At 64.1% G+C, this 18,183-nt stretch carries 16 protein-coding genes; 11 read left to right on the top strand and 5 right to left on the bottom strand.

What is annotated here, in order from left to right; genetic code table 11:
- Positions 1-18 precede the first annotated feature (18 nt).
- Together D6201_RS10645 and D6201_RS10640 are read left to right on the top strand one after the other, a co-directional pair.
- A complete protein-coding gene (locus D6201_RS10645) occupies positions 19-426 on the top strand; it encodes a baeRF12 domain-containing protein (protein ID WP_193725701.1) in 408 nt (135 codons plus the stop codon).
- A 123-nt stretch (positions 427-549) separates the two neighbouring features.
- Positions 550-1,614 carry a serine hydrolase gene (locus D6201_RS10640; RefSeq protein WP_120048758.1) on the top strand — a complete coding sequence of 355 codons (1,065 nt, stop codon included), beginning with the start codon at positions 550-552 and terminating at the stop codon, positions 1,612-1,614.
- 99 nt (positions 1,615-1,713) lie between these two features.
- Here the strand turns inward: D6201_RS10640 and D6201_RS10635 are convergent, their stop codons facing one another.
- A complete protein-coding gene (locus D6201_RS10635) occupies positions 1,714-1,986 on the bottom strand; it encodes a hypothetical protein (RefSeq protein ID WP_120048757.1) in 273 nt (90 codons plus the stop codon).
- Positions 1,987-2,210: 224 nt separating this feature from the next.
- Between D6201_RS10635 and polA the strand changes: the two genes are divergently transcribed.
- Complete coding sequence (gene polA / locus D6201_RS10630) at positions 2,211-5,093, top strand: DNA polymerase I (protein ID WP_120048756.1); 2,883 nt, start codon at positions 2,211-2,213, stop codon at positions 5,091-5,093.
- Between the two features lie 54 nt (positions 5,094-5,147).
- Positions 5,148-6,224, top strand: a complete 1,077-nt coding sequence (locus tag D6201_RS10625; protein ID WP_120048755.1) for a mechanosensitive ion channel family protein — start codon at positions 5,148-5,150, stop codon at positions 6,222-6,224.
- A gap of 289 nt (positions 6,225-6,513) precedes the next feature.
- Here the strand turns inward: D6201_RS10625 and D6201_RS10620 are convergent, their stop codons facing one another.
- Positions 6,514-8,820, bottom strand: coding sequence for a CDC48 family AAA ATPase (locus D6201_RS10620; RefSeq protein ID WP_120048754.1), 2,307 nt, complete (start codon positions 8,818-8,820; stop codon positions 6,514-6,516).
- 415 nt (positions 8,821-9,235) lie between these two features.
- Between D6201_RS10620 and D6201_RS10615 the strand changes: the two genes are divergently transcribed.
- The 3 genes from D6201_RS10615 to D6201_RS10605 are packed head-to-tail and all read left to right on the top strand — an operon-like array spanning position 9,236 to position 11,449.
- Positions 9,236-9,958: a CoA transferase subunit A gene (locus D6201_RS10615; RefSeq protein WP_120048753.1), complete on the top strand. Its 723-nt coding sequence runs from the start codon at positions 9,236-9,238 to the stop codon at positions 9,956-9,958.
- 13 nt (positions 9,959-9,971) lie between these two features.
- Entirely contained in the window at positions 9,972-10,781 is an 810-nt protein-coding gene (locus D6201_RS10610; protein WP_120048752.1) for a hypothetical protein, read from the top strand.
- Between the two features lie 11 nt (positions 10,782-10,792).
- The gene (locus D6201_RS10605; protein ID WP_120048751.1) at positions 10,793-11,449 is read left to right on the top strand and encodes a CoA transferase subunit B; all 657 of its coding nucleotides are present in this window, start codon (positions 10,793-10,795) and stop codon (positions 11,447-11,449) included.
- Between the two features lie 40 nt (positions 11,450-11,489).
- Here D6201_RS10605 and D6201_RS10600 read toward each other — a convergent pair whose 3' ends face one another.
- A complete protein-coding gene (locus D6201_RS10600) occupies positions 11,490-12,476 on the bottom strand; it encodes an SRPBCC family protein (RefSeq protein ID WP_120048750.1) in 987 nt (328 codons plus the stop codon).
- A gap of 113 nt (positions 12,477-12,589) precedes the next feature.
- On the opposite strand from D6201_RS10600, the gene D6201_RS10595 reads away from it, so the two are divergent.
- The 4 genes from D6201_RS10595 (at position 12,590) to D6201_RS10580 (ending at position 15,720) form a co-directional block, all read left to right on the top strand.
- Positions 12,590-13,138, top strand: a complete 549-nt coding sequence (locus D6201_RS10595; protein ID WP_120048749.1) for a GbsR/MarR family transcriptional regulator — start codon at positions 12,590-12,592, stop codon at positions 13,136-13,138.
- Positions 13,139-13,161: 23 nt separating this feature from the next.
- Positions 13,162-13,710 (top strand): hypothetical protein, encoded by a 549-nt coding sequence (locus tag D6201_RS10590; RefSeq protein ID WP_120048748.1) that lies wholly within the window; start codon positions 13,162-13,164, stop codon positions 13,708-13,710.
- Between the two features lie 25 nt (positions 13,711-13,735).
- Positions 13,736-14,110: a hypothetical protein gene (locus tag D6201_RS10585; RefSeq protein ID WP_120048747.1), complete on the top strand. Its 375-nt coding sequence runs from the start codon at positions 13,736-13,738 to the stop codon at positions 14,108-14,110.
- A 335-nt stretch (positions 14,111-14,445) separates the two neighbouring features.
- Positions 14,446-15,720: a spinster family MFS transporter gene (locus D6201_RS10580; RefSeq protein ID WP_165853542.1), complete on the top strand. Its 1,275-nt coding sequence runs from the start codon at positions 14,446-14,448 to the stop codon at positions 15,718-15,720.
- On the opposite strand, the gene D6201_RS10575 is transcribed toward D6201_RS10580, so the two are convergent.
- Both D6201_RS10575 and metK read right to left on the bottom strand, forming a co-directional pair.
- On the bottom strand, positions 15,704-16,906 hold the full coding sequence (locus D6201_RS10575; protein ID WP_242447520.1) for a DUF418 domain-containing protein: 1,203 nt from the start codon (positions 16,904-16,906) through the stop codon (positions 15,704-15,706). The genes D6201_RS10580 and D6201_RS10575 overlap by 17 nt on opposite strands.
- Before the next feature lie 22 nt (positions 16,907-16,928).
- Positions 16,929-18,137 (bottom strand): methionine adenosyltransferase, encoded by a 1,209-nt coding sequence (gene metK, locus D6201_RS10570; RefSeq protein ID WP_120048745.1) that lies wholly within the window; start codon positions 18,135-18,137, stop codon positions 16,929-16,931.
- Positions 18,138-18,183: the final 46 nt, after the last annotated feature.

The following is an 18,183-nucleotide window of genomic DNA, read 5'->3' as shown; positions in this document are numbered from 1 at the left end:
TCCAAGGAGAATACGAGAGTGAAAGTCCCGCACAAAGCCCACGTCGCCCTGGTCGATGGAGAGCGTTTCGTCCTGCTGCGCAATGACGGACAGATCTTCGAGCCCAAGCTGAGCAAGGTGAGCGAGCCGAATCTCGACCCGAGCAATTACAGCGCCGGGGTCAAGCACCAGGATGCCGCCAGCAAGCTGAAGGGCAATACCGATCTCGAGGAACTGGCGCACGGCGCAGCGGTGACGGAATACCTCAACGACAAGGCGATGAAGGGCGAAATCGACGACATCGTGATCATCGCCGATCCCAAGACGCTCGGCGAAATGCGCCGCCATTATCATCAGGAACTGGAAAAGCGCGTGGTCGGCGAACTCGACAAGACGCTGACCAGCGAGCCTCTCGACAAGATCGAGCAGGCGCTCATTGCCGCCTGATTTTCAACGAAAACCCACGAAACGACTCGGTCCGGCTACAAATCCGCGCGCTTCGTCGCGCTCTTATCGCCAGCGTGAAACATGTTAAGCATTTGCAAAGCATGTTTCGGGCAGGTGAGTGAAATGAAGGTATCACGGATCGGTCGTTTCGTTTCACTGGTGGCGCTTGCACTTGCGCCACTGGCCCCTGCAAATGCTCAGGAAGCGGGGTTCGAAAACGCTTTCGACAACGCCTTCGGCACCGAGGTCCGCGCGCCGCGCGACTTCGCCACCAATTCCGCCAGCACCAACAGCGCCGTCCAGCAGCGCATCTCGCAACTTGCGGAAGGCAGCCAGGGCCGTATCGGCGTCGCCGCGATCGACCTGACGACCGGGGAATCGATCTCGATCCTGGGCGATCAGCGCTTCCCGATGGCCAGCACCAGCAAGATCGCAATCGCCGCGACTTTCCTCGAAGGTGTCGATCAGGGCCGGTGGAGCCTGACGAGCGAGTTTCCGCTTCTGTGGGCCGTACGTTCCCGCCGCTTCTCCAGCGCCGCGGCGCCGGTTCGCCAAGGCGAATACATGACCGCGCATCGCCTGATCGACCTGATGATCACGCGCAGTTCCAACCCGGCCACCGATGCTCTGCTTGCCGCCGTCGGCGGCCCGCAGGCCGTGAACGACTGGGCGCGCCGCGCCGGCCTCGAAGATTTCAGCCTGGATCGCGACATCGCCACGCTGGTGCGCGACGATGGCGAGCATGACCCGGTGACCTATATCGACCGTCGCGATAGCGCGACGCCCAATACGATGGTGCAGATGCTTGCCGGTATCTATCAGGGGCGCTGGCTCAGCGGGACGAGCCGCAATGTGATCATTTCCGCGATGGAACGCTGTCGCACCGGGACGCGGCGTATTCCGGCGCAGATGCCCAGCTACGTGAATGTCGCGCACAAGACCGGCACGCTCAATCGCACGGCGAGCGATATCGGGATCATCGAAATGCCCGATGGGCGAGCCATTGCCATGGCGATCTACGTCACCGGTCAAAGCGCCAACCAGGCGGATGAGAATGCGAACAAGACTCGCTCCCGCCTACGCCGCGATGCGCGTATCGCCTCCATCGCACGCGGCATCTATGACGGTTTCGCCGAAGAGGCCTCGCGTCGCAATTACGCCAACGCGCAATACAACGCTGTTCGGTAAAGCCGAGCGCCAGCGCGGCTCCCATCACCAGCGCATAAAGAAAGGGCGCGGCCATCGCTGGCCACGCCCTTCTTTGTTCGTGTAGTCGAAGGACTGAAATCAGTCTTCTTCGGCTTCCGTCATGGTTTCGCCTTCGACTTCGGCTTCCATTTCGGTCATTTCGCCGTCGACGTCGGCGGCAGCGTCGTCCATGGCGACTTCGGCGTCGGCAGCGGCCGCGTCGATGTCGTCGCCCATGGCGTCGGCATTGGCTTCGGTGTCGGCCATGGCGCCTTCAACGGCACCTTCGGCATCGGCTTCGGTCTGCTCGGAGCAAGCCGAGAGGGAGAGAGCGGCGCCGGCGACGGCAGCGGCGAGAACGATCTTACGCATAGGATAAACCCCTTAATCTGCGAACATTCAGGGCTGGAAACGTTCCGGCCCGAAGCCAGTCTGATGACCGGCTCGATTGCCTAAATAATGCCACAATTGGGGCGGCGCAAGCCAAATGTGGCCACAATTGGGCGCGATTGCGGCACAAACCGCGCAATTCCGCCATTTTTTCGCCATCATTTTTCTTGGCTGACCGGGCCCGAAACGCGTGCTAGCAGGCGCGCATGGCCGAAAAACAGCATCTCTACTTGGTCGATGGTTCGGCCTATATCTTCCGCGCCTATCACCGCCTGCCGCCGCTCACCAACCCTGAAGGGACACCCGTTGGGGCGGTCTATGGCTACTCCACCATGCTGTGGAAGCTGGCAGACGATCTCGACAAGGCCGACGGTCCGACTCACCTCGCCGTAGTGCTCGACAAGTCGAGCCATTCCTTCCGGAACGATCTTTATCCCGATTACAAGGCGCACCGCCCCGACCCGCCCGAGGATCTGGTGCCGCAATTCCCGCTGATTCGCGACGCGACGCGCGCATTCTCGCTTCCCATGATCGAGGAGCCCGATGTCGAGGCGGACGACATGATCGCCAGCTACGCCATCGCCGCGACGAAAAAGGGATGGGACGTCACCATCGTATCTTCCGACAAGGATCTGATGCAGCTGATCGGCCAATGCGCCGATGAGGATCTCGAGCCCGGCGTGGAGACTGGCGGCTGCATCGACATGCTCGACACGATGAAGGATGCGCGCATCGGGCGCGAGGAGGTCGAGGAGAAATTCGGCGTGCCGCCCGAATTGCTGGGCGACGTTCTTGCGCTGATGGGCGACAGCGTCGACAATATCCCCGGCATTTACGGCGTTGGCCCGAAGACGGCGTCCAAGCTGATCAACGACAATGGCTCGCTCGCCGCCGCGCTCGACGCCGCGCCGGACATGAAAAAATCCAAGCTGAAGGAACGCCTGCTCGAAGGCCGCGAAAGCGCGGAACTCAGCCGCGTGCTGGTGGAGCTCAAAAAGGATTGCGGGCTACCCATCGCGCTCGAGGATATGAAGCTGGACGGCATCGCGCCCGAACCGCTCGCCGAATTTCTCGAACTCCACGGCTTCAATTCGCTGCTCAAGCGGTTGGAAGCAGGCTCCGGCAGTCCGGGCCGTACGACCAATCTCGAAGGGCGCAATCGTGCCGACACTGAGGGCGCCGCTGCTTCGCCGGGCGGCAATGTCCAGCCTCTGCCGGACATGCCCGACGTCGATCGTTCTGCCTACGAAACCGTGCAGACGATGGAGCGGCTCCAGGAATGGATCGCCCGCGCCCAGGCTGCGCATAGGGTCGCGGTGGATACCGAGACCAGCGATCTCGACTGCATGGTCTGCGATCTGGTCGGGATCAGCCTCGCGCTCGGCCCGAACGATGCCTGCTACATTCCGCTCGCGCACCTCAATGAAGATGGGGGTGGCAGCGACATGTTCGCCAATCCTCCGCAGCAGGTGGGCAAGGCACAGGCGCTCGCCGCGCTGAAGCCGCTGCTCGAAAGCGATGCGGTGCTCAAGATCGGGCAGAACATCAAATACGATATCAATGTGCTGGCGCGGAACGGGATCGATATCGCCCCCATCGATGATACGATGGTGATGAGTTTCGATCTCGATGCCGGGCGCTCGCTCGACGGGATCGGCGGCGGGCACGGCATGGACGAACTGGCGGAGCGCCATCTCGGCCACACATGCCTGAAATACAAGGATGTCTGCGGCACCGGCAAGAAGGCGATCCCTTTCGGCGAAGTGCCGCTGGGCAAGGCGACCGAATATGCCGCCGAGGATGCCGATGTCACCTGGCGGCTGCACATGCATCTTGCTCGCCGAATGCCGATGGAAGGGGCGGCGCGCATTTACCAGCGGGTGGATCGTCCGCTGATCCCGGTGGTCGCCGCGATGGAGCGCCACGGTATCAAGGTCGACCGCGCCGAGCTTTCGCGCCTCTCCGAAACCTTTGCCGAGGAAATCGGGCGGCTGGAAAAGGAAATCCATGCCGAGGCGGGTCAGGAATTCACCATCGGCAGCCCGAAACAGTTGGGCGAAGTGTTGTTCGACACGCTCGGTTACAAGGGTGGCAAGAAGGGCAAGAGCGGTCAGCATTCGACCGATCAGAGCGTGCTCGAGCGGCTCGACAAGGAAGGCGCGCCGATCGCCACCAAGGTGCTGGAATATCGCCAGCTTTCCAAGCTCAAGAGTACGTATACGGACGCCTTGCAGGCCGCGATCAACGAGAATACGGGCCGCGTGCATACCAGTTACAGCCTGGTCGGCGCGCAGACCGGGCGGCTCTCCTCTACCGACCCGAACCTGCAGAATATCCCCATCCGCACTGAGATCGGGCGGCAGATCCGCAAGGCCTTCGTGCCGGATGAGGGAAATGTGCTGCTTGCCGCCGACTATTCGCAGATCGAGTTGCGTCTCGCCGCGCATATGGCGGATGTCGAAACGCTGAAGGAGGCGTTCGCCAGCGGGGAGGACATCCACTCCCGCACCGCGAAGGAAATGTATGGCGAAGTGACGCGGGACAGCCGCGCGGCTGCCAAGACGATCAATTTCGCCATCCTCTACGGCATTTCGCGCTGGGGGCTTGCCGGTCGCCTCGGCGTGGAGGCGGACGAAGCGCAGGACATGATCGATACCTATTTCCAGCGCTTTCCCGGCATTCAGAAATACATCGTCCGCACGCTCGAGACGGTGCGCGAAAAAGGCTATTCGGAAACGCTTTTCGGCCGCAAGACGTGGTTCCCCCGCATCAGTGCGAAAAACCCCAACGAGCGTGCCGGTAGCGAGCGCGCCGCCATCAACGCGCCGATCCAGGGCACCAGCGCCGACATCATCAAGCGGGCCATGGCGCGTATGAATCCCGCGCTCGACGATGCCGGTCTCGGCCATGTGCGCATGCTGCTGCAGGTGCATGACGAGTTGGTATTCGAACTGCCGAAGGGCGATGTCGAAGCCGCCAGCCCGGTGATCGAGCGGGTGATGGCCGAAGCGGCGCTGCCCGCGGTAGAGCTGGACGTGCCGCTCGGCATCGAGATCGGGCACGGGCCGAGTTGGGACGACGCGCATTAAGTCAGCAGCCGACTTTCGTTGAATTTGCCGCGCCGCACCATTAGGGCGCGCGGCATGTTCGACAAATACGATCCGCACAATTTCGAAGTCCAGTGGCTTGAGGTGAGCGAGGCGCTGGTGGTGCTCGTGGCCGCCATCCTGATCGCGTGGCTGATCTACCGCGTCTCTTTCGCCGTGGTGATGAAGATTGCCAGCAAGTCCGACTCAGAAATCGACGACCTGGTGCTGCGCAAGATTGCATCGCCGATCAAATGGTCGCTCATCGCCATCGCCATCACGCTGGCGGCGCAGGTCGATTCCTCCCTTGCCGCCGTGTGGGAGCCGCTCGGCCAGTTCCTGCGCCCCGCCCTGCTCGGCTGGATCGTTTATTCGCTAGTGAAGGCCTTTACCGGGGCGATGGAGCTGCGGCTGGATGCGGCGACCGATCCCGTTGCCGTGCGCAGTCGCCGCACGCGCATTTCCATCCTGTCGCGCACGGCGACCTTCGCGATCATCTTCATCACCGTCGGTCTGATGCTGTTCACCATCCCGGCCGTAAAGAACATCGGCGCGACGCTGCTCGCCTCCGCAGGTCTTGCCGCGCTGGCGGTCGGTGCCGCCGCGCAACCTGCGCTCAAATCGCTGATCGCGGGATTACAGATCGCCATCACCGAGCCGCTGCGGCTAGGCGACATGGTGGTGATCGAAGGGCATACCGGCCGGGTGGAGGAAATCCACATGGCCTTCATCATCGTGCGCACCTGGGACGAGCGCGCCGTGGTGGTGCCCACCGCCTCCGTGCTCGATTCCAGCTTCGAGAACTGGTCGCGCAAGAGCGAGATACTGACCGGGCCGGTGTTCCTGCATCTCGACCCAGCCACCGAAGTCGCGCCAATCCGCGCCGAGCTGGAGCGTTTCGTCGGCCAGCACGAATTGTGGGACGGACGCACCGCCGCCGTGCTGATGACCGAAGCCTATCCCGAAAGCATGGAGCTGCGCATTTCGGTCAGCGCCGCGACCATTCCCGACGTCTGGAACCTGCGCTGCGCGGTGCGGGAACACATGCTCGATTGGTTGCGCCGCGAAATGCCCGGTGCGCTGATCCGACACCGGCTGGAAGTCGAATCGGCGAATGCGCGGGTTGCGAAATAATGCTAACATACGTGGCGTAGATTTTTTGTTTCATGCACCCACATCCACGGGTGCGTCCTCGGTGCTGTTCCCTTCCCCCGGATCAAGTCCGGGGTGCGGGGCGCCCGCAGTCGCGCGTTCGCGCTCTGTCGAGCGCTGATCGCGCCCGATGCTTGCGCTTTCCAAGATGGCTGGTCGCGGAGCTCCGAGCAAAGCGAGGCAAGGGCGAACTCCCGCCCGCAGCGGGCGCAGCTTGCCGCGCCTCTAGCGAGGACGAACCGACGGATGTCGGATCGAAAAACAAGCGAGCCTAATGCTTACTATCCCGCGTGCTCTCCACCATGCCCTCGGTGATGAAGCCGATGGGCTGCGGCGATGCGGCGCGCTTTTTCAGCTCGCCTTTCATCTTCGCATATTCCTGCTCCATCTTCGCGGTGACGGTGGCGCGGCTGTCTTCCATCGCTTCGTCGAAATCGGCCTTCGTCACCTGGTCGGGAGCACCGTCCGCGCGGCGGATGGCGACAAGGCCGGCGCGGCGGACCACGTCCTCCAGATCGGCACCCGTGAAGCGCTCCGCCTGCTTGGCCACCGCGCCGAGATCGACATCGTCCGCCAGAGGCATATTCGCCGTATGGATCTTGAGGATATGCTTGCGGCCTTCCTCGTCCGGCGCGCCGACATAGACGAGCTCGTCGAACCGGCCGGGGCGCAGCAAGGCAGGATCGACAAGCGTCGGGCGGTTGGTCGCGCCGATCACGACGATGGAGGACAACTCCTCCATCCCGTCCATTTCGGCCAGGATCGTGTTCACCACGCGCGCCGTCACCTGCGGCTCGCCTGCACCGGAGCCGCGGGCGGGTACGAGACTGTCGATCTCGTCGATGAAGACGACGCAGGGTGCAACCGCGCGGGCGCGGGCGAACATGCGGGCGATCTGCTGCTCGCTCTCGCCATACCATTTGGACAGCAAATCCGAGCTCTTCATCGAGATGAAATTGGCCTCGGCTTCCTTGGCCACCGCCTTGGCGAGCAAGGTCTTGCCGGTGCCAGGCGGGCCATAAAGCAGGAAGCCCTTGGCCGGGCGAATGCCCAACCGGTCGAACGCCTGCGGGTTCTTGAGCGGCAGCTCCACGCCCTCCTTCAGCTTGTCGATTGCGTCCTGCAATCCGCCGAGATCGTCCCAGCCGACGGTCGGCGCCTGCACCAGCACTTCGCGCATGGCCGATGGCTGCACGCGTTTGAGCGCCTCGCGGAAATCGTTCTTCTCGACGCACAATTCCTCGAGAACCTGTGCAGGAATTTCGCGCGCGTCGAGGTCGAGCTTTGGCATGATCCGCCGGACCGCCTCGATCGCCGCTTCCCGGGTTAGCGCAGCAAGGTCCGCGCCGACGAAACCATGCGTGGAGCGCGAAAGCTCGGCGAGGTCCACGCCCTCGCCAAGCGGCATGCCGCGCGTATGGATCGCCAGTATCTCGCGCCGGCCGTTATCGTCCGGCACGCCGATCACGATTTCCCGATCGAACCGGCCGGGGCGGCGCAGCGCCTCGTCGATCGCATCCGGGCGATTGGTGGCAGCGATCACGACAAGATTGGCGCGCGCCTGCAATCCGTCCATCAGCGTCAGCAGCTGGGCGACCAGCCGCTTCTCCGCCTCGCCCTGCACGTTCTGGCGCTTGGGCGCGATGGAATCGATCTCGTCGATGAAGACGATGGCGGGTTGGCTGCGCTCGGCTTCCTCGAACACTTCGCGCAGGCGTTTCTCGCTCTCGCCATAGGCGCTGCCCATGATCTCCGGCCCGTTGATGGTGAAGAATTCTGCATCGGACTCGTTGGCGACGGCCTGCGCCAGCCGCGTCTTGCCAGTGCCGGGCGGGCCGTGGAGCAGCACGCCCTTGGGCGGATCGACGCCGAGCCGGGTGAACAGCTCCGGATAACGCAGCGGCAGCTCGACCATTTCGCGCAGCGCCTTGATGGTCTCTTCCATCCCGCCGACATCGTCGTAATTGATCATGCCGCGCGCATCGCGCGGCTCCTCGAACTCGGCGCGCAGCTCGACTTCGGTGTTCTCGTCGATATGGACGATGCCCTTGGGCGTGGTGGAGACGACCTGCAGGCGGATCTGCGTCAGCGCATAAGCGGGCGCGTTGAACATTCGGCGCACTTCGGGCGGCACGTTCTGCACGGGCTGCTGGCCATGCGTGGCGACGAGATCGCCGGCAACCACAGGCTTCTTGAAGAAGACGCGTTTCAGCGCCTCGGTCGGGCCCTGCAGACGCATTTCGCGGCGTGCGGGTGCGAACACCACGCGAGTGGCGGGCTGGCTTTCGGCGCGCTTCACCATCACGTGCTCGCCCGATGCGGTTTCGGCATTGCCGCGCTGGAGGCCGTCCAGCCGGATGACGTCGAGCGCCTCGTCCTCATTATAGGCCGCAGCGGCGATGGCGACAGTGGCGCGCTTGCCTTCGATTTCGACCGGATCGCCTTCGGTGATGCCGAGCGCCTGGAACGCGCTACGCGGCATGCGCACCACACCGCGTCCCGATTCTTCCTGCCGGGCGGCCGCCACCTGCAACCTGACCGTGCCTTCTTCGATTACCGCTGCATCACTTTCAGCCATGCGCCGCCCTTGTCCTGCATTTCGTGTCGATAGAGGAGCTAGGAGCGCCCCCGCCACTTTGCAAACAGGCCAGCTGCGCGATGGTGCCGAGCGGACAAAAGAAAAGGCCCGGTCGAAACCGACCGGGCCTGAAAAGTTTTGGGAGAGGATGCCTGAAAGGCAGGGAGACATATGCTGGGGCGGGCAGCATTTCGCAAGTGCGAAAAGGGCAAGCTGCGTTGCGTGAGATGCAACCTGGCTATATCCGTCTGAGAAGAGGGCGTTATCTCTCCAGTCATCCATGCTGCGCATGCGTATGCGCGATCTTTGACGGGACATTTTCGCTGCACCGCAACATAGTGCTGCCGGGGTGACATCGCCGCCGCTTGCATCTATCCGGCACCCGAAACTTCTCGCGCCCGGAAGGACTTGCCCGATGCAGAAACTCTATCCCGATGCCGCCGCCGCTCTCGACGGGCTGCTGCGCGACGACATGCTGATTGCGGCGGGCGGCTTCGGCCTGTGCGGCATTCCCGAACGGCTGCTGGTCGCGATCCAGGATAGCGGCGTGAAGAACCTGACCTTCGCCAGCAACAATGCCGGGATCGACAATGAAGGCATCGGCAAGCTGCTGCGCACCAAGCAGGTCTCCAAGATGATCTCCAGCTATGTCGGCGAGAACAAGGAATTCGAGCGGCAGTTTCTTTCGGGCGAGCTGGAAGTGGAGTTCTGCCCGCAGGGCACGCTGGCGGAGCGGATGCGCGCAGGCGGCGCGGGCATTCCCGGCTTCTACACCAAGACGGGCGTCGGCACGCAAGTGGCCGAAGGCAAGGAAGTGAAGCAGTTTCCCAATCGCGACGGCGTGGTCGAGGACTACATCCTCGAACGCGGCATCTTTGCCGACCTTTCCATCGTCAAGGCATGGAAAGCGGACGAGACCGGCAATCTCGTCTTCCGCAAGACCGCGCGAAATTTCAATCAGCCCGCCGCGACCTGCGGCAAGATCTGCGTGGTCGAGGTGGAAGAAGTGGTGAAAGCGGGCGAGCTCGATCCCGACAGCATCCACCTGCCCGGCGTGTTCGTGAACCGCATGGTTGTTGGCGCGCCCTACGACAAGAAGATCGAATTCACCACGACGCGCGAGCGGGAAGCGGCCTAGCTTCTTCTCCGGCATGACTATCGCCCGCGCCCTCCCCCTCATTCTCGCGACCCTGCTGCTGCAGGGCTGCATCGCGCTCGCCGCGGTGCCGATCGTCGCGAGCACGGGGGCGATGGCCTATTCGGGCCTGTCGGGAGAGCGCACGCGCGAAGCGATAGCGGAAGGCAATCCGTTCGAGGCGGAGGATGTCGATCTGGAAGCGCTTGGCGATTTCGTCGTGCTCGACATGAGCGAGCTGCCCGCGCCCGCCACGCCTCTGCTGGCCGGAAGCGCCTATGCCGCGCTGCGCGATCATACGCTCGCTGCCGTGTCCGATCGCGGTGTGGAAACGCCAATCCTGCCCGCGTCCGCCATGCTCGCCAAGCCGACGGATCTGCAGCCCGACCGGGCGCAATGCGAAGCACCGACGCCGGTCGTGCTGGTCGATCTTGATCCCGAAGGCCGGCTCATGCCGCTCGAGCCTGGTACGCAGGTCGACGGGCAGCTCGTCACCGCACTCGGTGCGCTGCGCCAGAGCGAAATCGCCGTCGCCTGGATGACCGACCGCGAACCGGGCGATGCCGGGCGCATCCGCACGATACTTCGCGAAAGCGGGCTCGACCCCACCGGCCGCGATCCTCTATTTGTCCAACGTTTCCCGGGCGAGGAGAAGCAGGTCCGCCGGCGTGCCCTGCTCGAAACGCATTGCCCCATTGCCATCGCCGGCGACACGCGCGCCGATTTCGACGACGTCTATCTTCATCTCCGCTATCCCGATGCCGCCGCCGCGCTTGAAGCGATGATCGGCGAGGGGTGGTTTCTCATCCCCAATCCCATCGACTGAAGGAACAGCCCATGTCCGATAAACCCGCCGGTTGGTCGCGAGACGAAATGGCCGCCCGCGCCGCCAAGGAGCTGGAGGACGGCTATTACGTCAATCTTGGCATCGGCATTCCGACGCTCGTCGCCAACCACATTCCCGAGGGCATGCAGGTGACGCTGCAGAGCGAGAACGGGATGCTCGGCATCGGCCCCTTCCCTTATCCGGACGAGGTCGACGCGGACCTGATCAATGCGGGCAAGCAGACCATCAGCGAACTGCCGCACAGCGCCTATTTCGACAGCGCCACCAGCTTCTCCATGATCCGCGGCGGGCATATCGACCTTACCGTGCTGGGCGCGATGGAAGTGGCCGAGAATGGCGACATCGCCAACTGGATGATCCCCGGCAAGATGGTGAAGGGCATGGGCGGCGCGATGGATCTGGTCGCGGGCGTCAAGAAGATCATCGTGGTGATGGATCACACCTCCAAGCACGGCGATCCGAAGTTCATCCCCGAATGCACGCTGCCGCTGACGGGCACGAATGTGGTCGACATGATCGTCACCAATCTCGCCGTGTTCCACCGGGCGGACCATGACAGCCCCTTCCGCCTGATCGAACTGGCGCCGGGCGTGACGGCGGACGAGGTGGCGGAAAAGACGAGCGCGAAGTACGAGGTCGCGCTTTAGGTGCAGCGAACCGCGCATTTCGTCTGGAAAACCTTCGCGCCTAGATTGCGCCCTCGGCGCGCTGGCGGATCACGGCCAGCACATTGTCGTGAATGTCGCCGAGGAACAGCTCACCCCATAGCGAGGCGTAGCCATTGAAATGAGTCTGCGCCTCGTAAGTGGTGTGCAGCGACAAGAGATGGCGGCCATCGCCGAGCGGCTCCAGATCGTAGCCGCCCGAAAGGATGCGCATATACGGGCCGTCGGGCCGCAGATGCGGATCGGTGATTTCCCACCCGGCGCTCTGGGCGAAATCGAATTGCCAATGAATGGCGCGGCCCTCCTGCCAGCCGTCAACCACTTCGTCGAAGCGGACGCCGTGCTGCCAGCGGGCGTGGCGACGCGCGCCGATGCCCTTGCCATCGAGCTTTGCCAGAGCAGGGCGCGGCAGGCCGATAATGCTGTGAGAAACCGTCCAGTGGCCTGCATTGTCGGGCACGTCGCCCATGCCCTGCATCAGCGGCCAGATGTCCTCTGCAGGCGCAGCGATCACCACTTCGCGCGTCACCGTGCGCGTGTCTATCGGCACGGGCACCAGGCCTTCCAAGATCAGCGCGAGCATCGGCAGCACGAGCAGGCCGTGGACGGCGAAGGTATCGCGGAGGTCCGCCTCCCGCTCGGCGCGCGGGCGAAGCGTGTAGGCAAGCCATGCGCCGATCATGCCGAAACCGATCCACAACGGCGAGAGCATGGCGATGCACACCGCGCCTTCCTGCAAGACGAAAATCGAGACGAGCACCATGCCGATGGCGCTCACCACCGGAATCAGCAGGTAGAAGCGCAAGGGACGACGCCGCATCGGGTCGGCCACACAGGCGAGAAAGGCATTGATCGCGGCGGGCTGGATGATCGCGAAGCTCACCGAAACGACGCCGCTATCGGGCCGCGCCCATTCGACGAAGAAGAAGCAGGCAATCGCCCACCCCGCTGCCACCAGGCACGCGCGAGCGATGCGCCAGCCGGCCTCGATCTGCATGTCCGTCGCCATGTCGTGTCCCCTCTTCGCGGGCCAATCCTTGGTTCGAGCCGCGCCGCGCAAACGCGCTTGACCGACTCGCTGATTTCCTCTATTTCAGTTTTTACAGAAATGAAAGGCATCGCGTGAAAATCATCGATATCCCCGAGGCCGAAGCCTTTATCCTCCACTGGGGGGAGATGGGGAGCCATTGGGGGGTGAACCGCTCGGTCAGCCAGGTGCATGCGCTGCTCTATCTGAGTGACAGGCCGCTGCATGCGGAGGAGATCTGCGACACGCTGGGCCTTGCCCGCTCCAATATCTCCACCGCGCTCAAGGAATTGCAGAGTTATGGCATCGTCAAGCGCACCCATGTGATCGGCGACCGGCGCGATCACTTCGTCGCCGAAACCGATCTGTGGGACATGCTGATGAAGATCGCGGTCGAGCGCAAGAAGCGCGAGATCGACCCCACCATCGCCACTCTGCGCGAACTCACCGAGCGGCTGGAAGGCCGCAAGGACGTTCCCGCCCATGTGCGAGAGCGGATCGGGCGGATGCACGAATTCCTCGGCACGCTGGGCGGCTGGTACGATGACGTGCGCCGCCTGCCCAAAGGCACGCTGGTCGCGCTGATGAAGCTCGGCGGTAAAGTCGCCCGCTTCGTGCCGGGCGGCAAGGCGACCAAGCACTAGGCTCCCGCAGAAAGGACGATACGATGACCGGCCGCACTCATGACAAGCGATTTCTGTTATTACCGAAAGGACAGTTTTGGCGAGACGAGGAAGCTGCGGAGCAGATCGACGCGGCTATCCGCGCAGGCGGACTTTGGGCAGGCGGTCCGGTTGCGATTTTGCTCATACCGCTTGGCCTGATCGGATTGCTCGTTGGCGATGGCGCTATGTTCGTCATCAGCTTCGTGCCGCTTTTCATCGCATTTATCGGCACCGTCATTCTCATGTTCACGATCATGCTTCCAGCGACGGTCCTGCTCACCGCCTGCAAGGTCGAGAGCAGAGGCGTTTACGAATGTATCGGGCTGGTCGGCGGCCTGATAATCCCACCGGTATTCTGCCAGCTCATCGCGCTGCCGCCGGGCTTTAGCATTTTTTTCGCCTTCTTCGGCGGAGTGGCTGGGCTGTCCGCTGGAAGTTCATGGGGCACGTGGCGCTGCGACAATAGGGTCGAGCGCATCTGCCCTTACCGCGAGTATCGCGATCGTCGGCCCCCGCGAACCCCAAACGAAATTCACGAGCTCCTGCACTGAACCGAAGGAAAGAAGGAGAAGACCAATGACCGAAGCCAGCTATTTCGCCTATCTCATCATCGCCATCGCCATCACCGCATGGGTGGCGCGCACGCTCAGCCGCAGTGGCGAGGTGTTCCTGATCGACTGTTTCGGCCATGACGAGGTGCTGGCGCGCAGCACCAACCACCTGCTGGTGGTGGGCTTCTACCTCGTCAATATCGGCTTCATCCTGCTGACCATCAGCCTCGGCACCGAACCGACCACGCTGACCGAGGCCATCCGCTTCGTTGCGACCAAGGTCGGCCTTGCCGTGCTGGTGCTGGGCTGCTGGCACTTCTTCAACATGCGCGCCATCGCGCTTTACGGCCGAAAGGTCGGACACTGGGTGCGGGAGAACAAGCTGGCGACGCAAGCCTGACATCCGCTCTAACCAGCAAGCGGCGGCGTCCTTCGGGAGGCCGCCGTTTCGCTGTCCTACAGGCGCGGCGATGTGCTTCGTCCGCGCGCATGATCGGCTTACCGTTCTCCATCGCTCCGGCATCCCCGGGTGACACTTTCGCTTCGCTAGGTGACACCCGTGACGTCACGGATCGGGCCGGGAAAGGTCACGCATTTACGGCCAAAGGTCACGGGATCGGGTCGCAAGGTCACACTTTGCCGCGCCAGAGGTCACAGACGGCCGGTTTTGCTCCTGAACACTGTCACACTTGTCACACCCCCCCTCTCGTGCAAGCTGGCGGCAAGGGAGGTTCGATGAGGTCACGCAGCCGGTCACCGTGGTTCGCGCTCGCCGTGCTGGCGAGCATCGCGACGGTCGGCTTCATCGACCGGATCGTGGTCAATGTGCTGGTCGAACCGGTGAAGGCCGAGTTCGGGCTGACCGACCTGCAGGTCTCGTTGATGGCTTGGGCCTTCGCGCTCCTCAACGTGGTGGGCGGCCTCGTCACCGCGCGCTTTGCCGAGCGGGTGCGGCGATTGACGCTCATCTCGGCCGGCGTGGTGCTGTGGTCGCTGGCGACGGCGCTGTGCGGCGCGGCGGCGAGCTGGGGGCAGCTGCTCGCCGCGCGCATGGGCGTGGGGCTGGGCGAGGCGATCGGACTGCCCTCCAACCAGTCGGTCATCTCCGACTACTTCCCCGCAAACCGGCGCGGCTTCGCCATCTCCATCCTGCTCCTCTCCCCACCGCTGGGCGCCTTCATCGGCTTCGTCGGTGGTGGCTGGATCGCACAGGAGCTGGGCTGGCAGGCGACCTTCCTCATCGCCGCGATACCGGGCTTCCTGCTCGGCTTCGTCGCCTGGTTCTGTGTGAAAGAGCCGCCGCGCGGCCAGTTCGACCCCGGCGCAGGCGAGGACGTGCCCCCGTTCTCCGCCGTCCTCTCGCGCCTCTTCCGCATGCCGAGCGCGCGCAACCTCGTGATCGGCAGCTTCCTCGCCTCGGGCCTCAGCTACGCCATGAACTTCTTCATAGCTTCGCTGCTGATACGCCGCTTCGGCATCTCTCTCGGCGAAGCGGGCCTCTATGCGGGGCTGCTGGCGAGCCTGCCCGCCGCGCTTTCCATCCTCGGAGCTGGCTGGTTGGGAGACAGGCTTGGCGAGCGACGCCCCGCCGCCTACGCGCTGATCCCCGGCGCGATGCTACTGGCGGGCGGCCCCCTCTACGCCATCGGCCTGTTGCAGACCGAACTGTGGCTCCTCCTGGCGTTGGTCAGCGTCGCGACCTTCCTGACGCTCGGCTATCTCGGCATCACCTATGCGAGCGTGCAGAACCTCATGCATCCACGCATGCGGGCGACCGCTTCGGCGCTTCTGTCCGGCGTCTACACCGTCGCGGGCGGGCTCGGCCCCTCGCTGCTTGGCGCGCTGAGCGATACGCTGGCACCCACTTACGGCGCTGCGCAGGGCCTCGCGCTGGCGATGGCGGCGGCGGGCGCGGTCTATGTCTGGGCGGCGGTGCATTACGGCCTTGCCGCGCGGCACATGGGGAGCGATCTCGCCAAGATTCGGGCAGGCGTCAGGGTCGGCGTATGAGGGACAGGATGCGCCCTTGCGATGCGCTGCGCCAGAGCCACTCCGCCGGACCCTGCCGGAAGCGGGCGAGCCAGAGCGGGGACCAGGTCAGCATCGCCGCGATGGGGATGAGAGCGAGGAGCAGTGCCTCCACCCGCGAGACGCCGTACAGGCCTAAGCCCCAGCCGAAGAACAGCGCGGCGAAGACCAGACTGGTGGCAAGGTAGTTGGTGAGCGCCATCCGCCCCGCCGCCGCCAGCCTGCCCGCCGGTCTGCCTGCCAGAAGCGCTATGGCGAGCGCCGCCCAGCCAACGCCGAGCAGCAGGTCGAAGGGCGCGCTCCACACCAGCGCATTGGCGGTGGTCACGATGGGATCGAAGCCACTGGCGATCGACCACGCGGCGAGGCCAGCCAGCACCGGCAGCGCCACGACCGCACAGATGGCGGCGAGGCGCAGCGCACGGCCTCGCTCCCACTGCGCGGCCAGCAGGCCGGAGCGCCAGAGTGCAATGCCTGCAAGCATCGCGGCGAGCGCGCTCGGCAGGGAAGCGATCACGAACCGCGCCTGCTGCGCGATACCGGCGAAGCGGCGCACCACGCGCTCGCCCAGCCCCTCCTCGGCCCGGGCCGTCGCATCGGCGAGAGCCTGCGGGCTGTTGCCATACAGGCTCTCCGCCACTGCCTGCGCCGCCGGGTTGTCGAGCGAAGTCAGCCAGCCCCAGGTATACCACGCGCTGAAAGCCAGTTGCACGGCCATGACCGCTGCCGCGCTCCAGAGCAGCGTGCGCACCCGCCATCGCACGACGATCGGCAAGAGGAGCCCCGCAAGCGCATAACTGCGAAGCACGTCGTTATTCGCCAGCAGGATCGCATGCAGCATGGCGATCACCAGCAGCACCATCATCCGGCGATAGTGGCCGCGCAGGGAATGCGCGGTCTCCTTGCCGAGCAGGATCGCCACGCCCGCGCCGAACATCATCGCGAAGAGCGCGCGGAACTTGTCCTCGATAAGCACGAAGCTCACCGCCCACAGCGCCACCTCTACCGGCCCGTCCCCGCCATAGGCGCGCGGGTTAATGTAAGCGGCCGGCGGCATGGAAAAGGCGATGACGTTCATCGGGACGATCCCGATCACGGCCAAGCCGCGCAGCGCATCGAGCGCGGGAATGCGCGACGATGGAGACAGCGAGGTGCCAGGCGCGCTCATCGCGTGAGAGCGCCCCGCCCAGTCAGCCGAGTGCCGCCTTCAAGTCATCGACGAGGTCCGTCCGCTCCCACGGGAAGTGGTCGCCTTCCGCCTTTCGGCCAAAATGGCCGTATGCCGCGCTCTTGCGATAGATCGGCTTGTTGAGGCCCAGATGCGTGCGAATGCCGCGCGGAGTAAGTCCGCCCAGCTTCTCGATCGAGCGGATCGCATCCTCCAGCCTCGCATCGTCGCCGCCGCCCGTGCCGTGCGTATCGACATAGAGCGACAGCGGCTTCGATACGCCGATGGCGTAGGCAAGCTGGATCGTGCAGCGTGTGGCGAGACCAGCCGCGACGATGTTCTTGGCAAGATATCGCGTGATATAGGCCGCGCTGCGATCCACCTTGGTCGGATCCTTGCCGCTGAAAGCGCCGCCACCATGCGGCGATGCGCCGCCATAGGTGTCGACGATGATCTTGCGGCCCGTCAGCCCGGCATCGCCATCCGGCCCGCCGATCACGAAGCTGCCGGTCGGGTTGATGTGCCAGACGGTCTCGTCCGAGATGAAGCCAGCCGGAAGAATGTCGCCCACCACGCCTTTCACATAGGCGTGCAGTTCGGCTTCCTTCTCACCCTCGTCATAGCCCTCGGCATGCTGGGTCGAGACGACCACCGCCGTGCAGGCGACCGGCTTGCCGTTCTCGTAGCGCAGCGTGACCTGGCTCTTGCTGTCGGGCTCGAGGAAAGGCGCCGCGCCGCTCTTGCGGTCGGCGGCCATGCGTTCGAGGATCTTGTGGCTGTAATCCAGCGTCGCCGGCATCAGGTCGGGCGTCTCGTCGCAGGCAAAGCCGAACATGATGCCCTGATCGCCCGCGCCTTCGTCCTTGTTGCCGCTGGCATCGACGCCCTGCGCGATATGCGGGCTCTGGCCGTGCAGGTGGTTCTCGAAAATCAGCGTTTCCCAATGAAAGCCGTCCTGCGCGTAGCCGATGTCCTTCACCACTTCGCGCGCGGTGCGCTCGATCTCCGCAAGCGCACCGTCGGCCCATTTGCCGTCCTCGTACACGCCCTTGCAGCGGATCTCGCCCGCCAGAACCACGCGCTGCGTGGCGGTGAGCGTTTCGCAGGCGACGCGCGCTTCTGGATCCTTGCGCAGCATCATGTCGACCACGGCATCGGAAATCTGATCGGAAACCTTGTCCGGGTGCCCCTCGGAAACGCTTTCTGACGTGAACAGGTAGAATTGGCGCATGTTAGAGATTGCCTTCTCGTGAAACTCTTTGAAAACGAAGGGCGGC

It is taken from the genome of Aurantiacibacter aquimixticola, assembly GCF_003605475.1.
Lineage (GTDB): Bacteria > Pseudomonadota > Alphaproteobacteria > Sphingomonadales > Sphingomonadaceae > Alteraurantiacibacter > Alteraurantiacibacter aquimixticola_B.
Note: the sequence above shows the minus strand (reverse complement) of the source record. Positions and strands in the feature narration are given on the sequence as shown.

Coding starts and splice junctions, on each gene's coding strand:
- D6201_RS10600 (WP_120048750.1), bottom strand. CDS start 12,476: ATGGCGACGGACATGCAGATCGAGGCCGGCTGGCGCATCGCTCGCGCG.
- D6201_RS10590 (WP_120048748.1), top strand. CDS start 13,162: ATGACCGGCCGCACTCATGACAAGCGATTTCTGTTATTACCGAAAGGA.
- D6201_RS10580 (WP_165853542.1), top strand. CDS start 14,446: ATGAGGTCACGCAGCCGGTCACCGTGGTTCGCGCTCGCCGTGCTGGCG.
- D6201_RS10640 (WP_120048758.1), top strand. CDS start 550: ATGAAGGTATCACGGATCGGTCGTTTCGTTTCACTGGTGGCGCTTGCA.
- D6201_RS10635 (WP_120048757.1), bottom strand. CDS start 1,986: ATGCGTAAGATCGTTCTCGCCGCTGCCGTCGCCGGCGCCGCTCTCTCC.
- metK (WP_120048745.1), bottom strand. CDS start 18,137: ATGCGCCAATTCTACCTGTTCACGTCAGAAAGCGTTTCCGAGGGGCAC.
- D6201_RS10620 (WP_120048754.1), bottom strand. CDS start 8,820: ATGGCTGAAAGTGATGCAGCGGTAATCGAAGAAGGCACGGTCAGGTTG.
- D6201_RS10625 (WP_120048755.1), top strand. CDS start 5,148: ATGTTCGACAAATACGATCCGCACAATTTCGAAGTCCAGTGGCTTGAG.
- D6201_RS10610 (WP_120048752.1), top strand. CDS start 9,972: ATGACTATCGCCCGCGCCCTCCCCCTCATTCTCGCGACCCTGCTGCTG.
- polA (WP_120048756.1), top strand. CDS start 2,211: ATGGCCGAAAAACAGCATCTCTACTTGGTCGATGGTTCGGCCTATATC.
- D6201_RS10585 (WP_120048747.1), top strand. CDS start 13,736: ATGACCGAAGCCAGCTATTTCGCCTATCTCATCATCGCCATCGCCATC.
- D6201_RS10575 (WP_242447520.1), bottom strand. CDS start 16,906: ATGAGCGCGCCTGGCACCTCGCTGTCTCCATCGTCGCGCATTCCCGCG.
- D6201_RS10615 (WP_120048753.1), top strand. CDS start 9,236: ATGCAGAAACTCTATCCCGATGCCGCCGCCGCTCTCGACGGGCTGCTG.
- D6201_RS10605 (WP_120048751.1), top strand. CDS start 10,793: ATGTCCGATAAACCCGCCGGTTGGTCGCGAGACGAAATGGCCGCCCGC.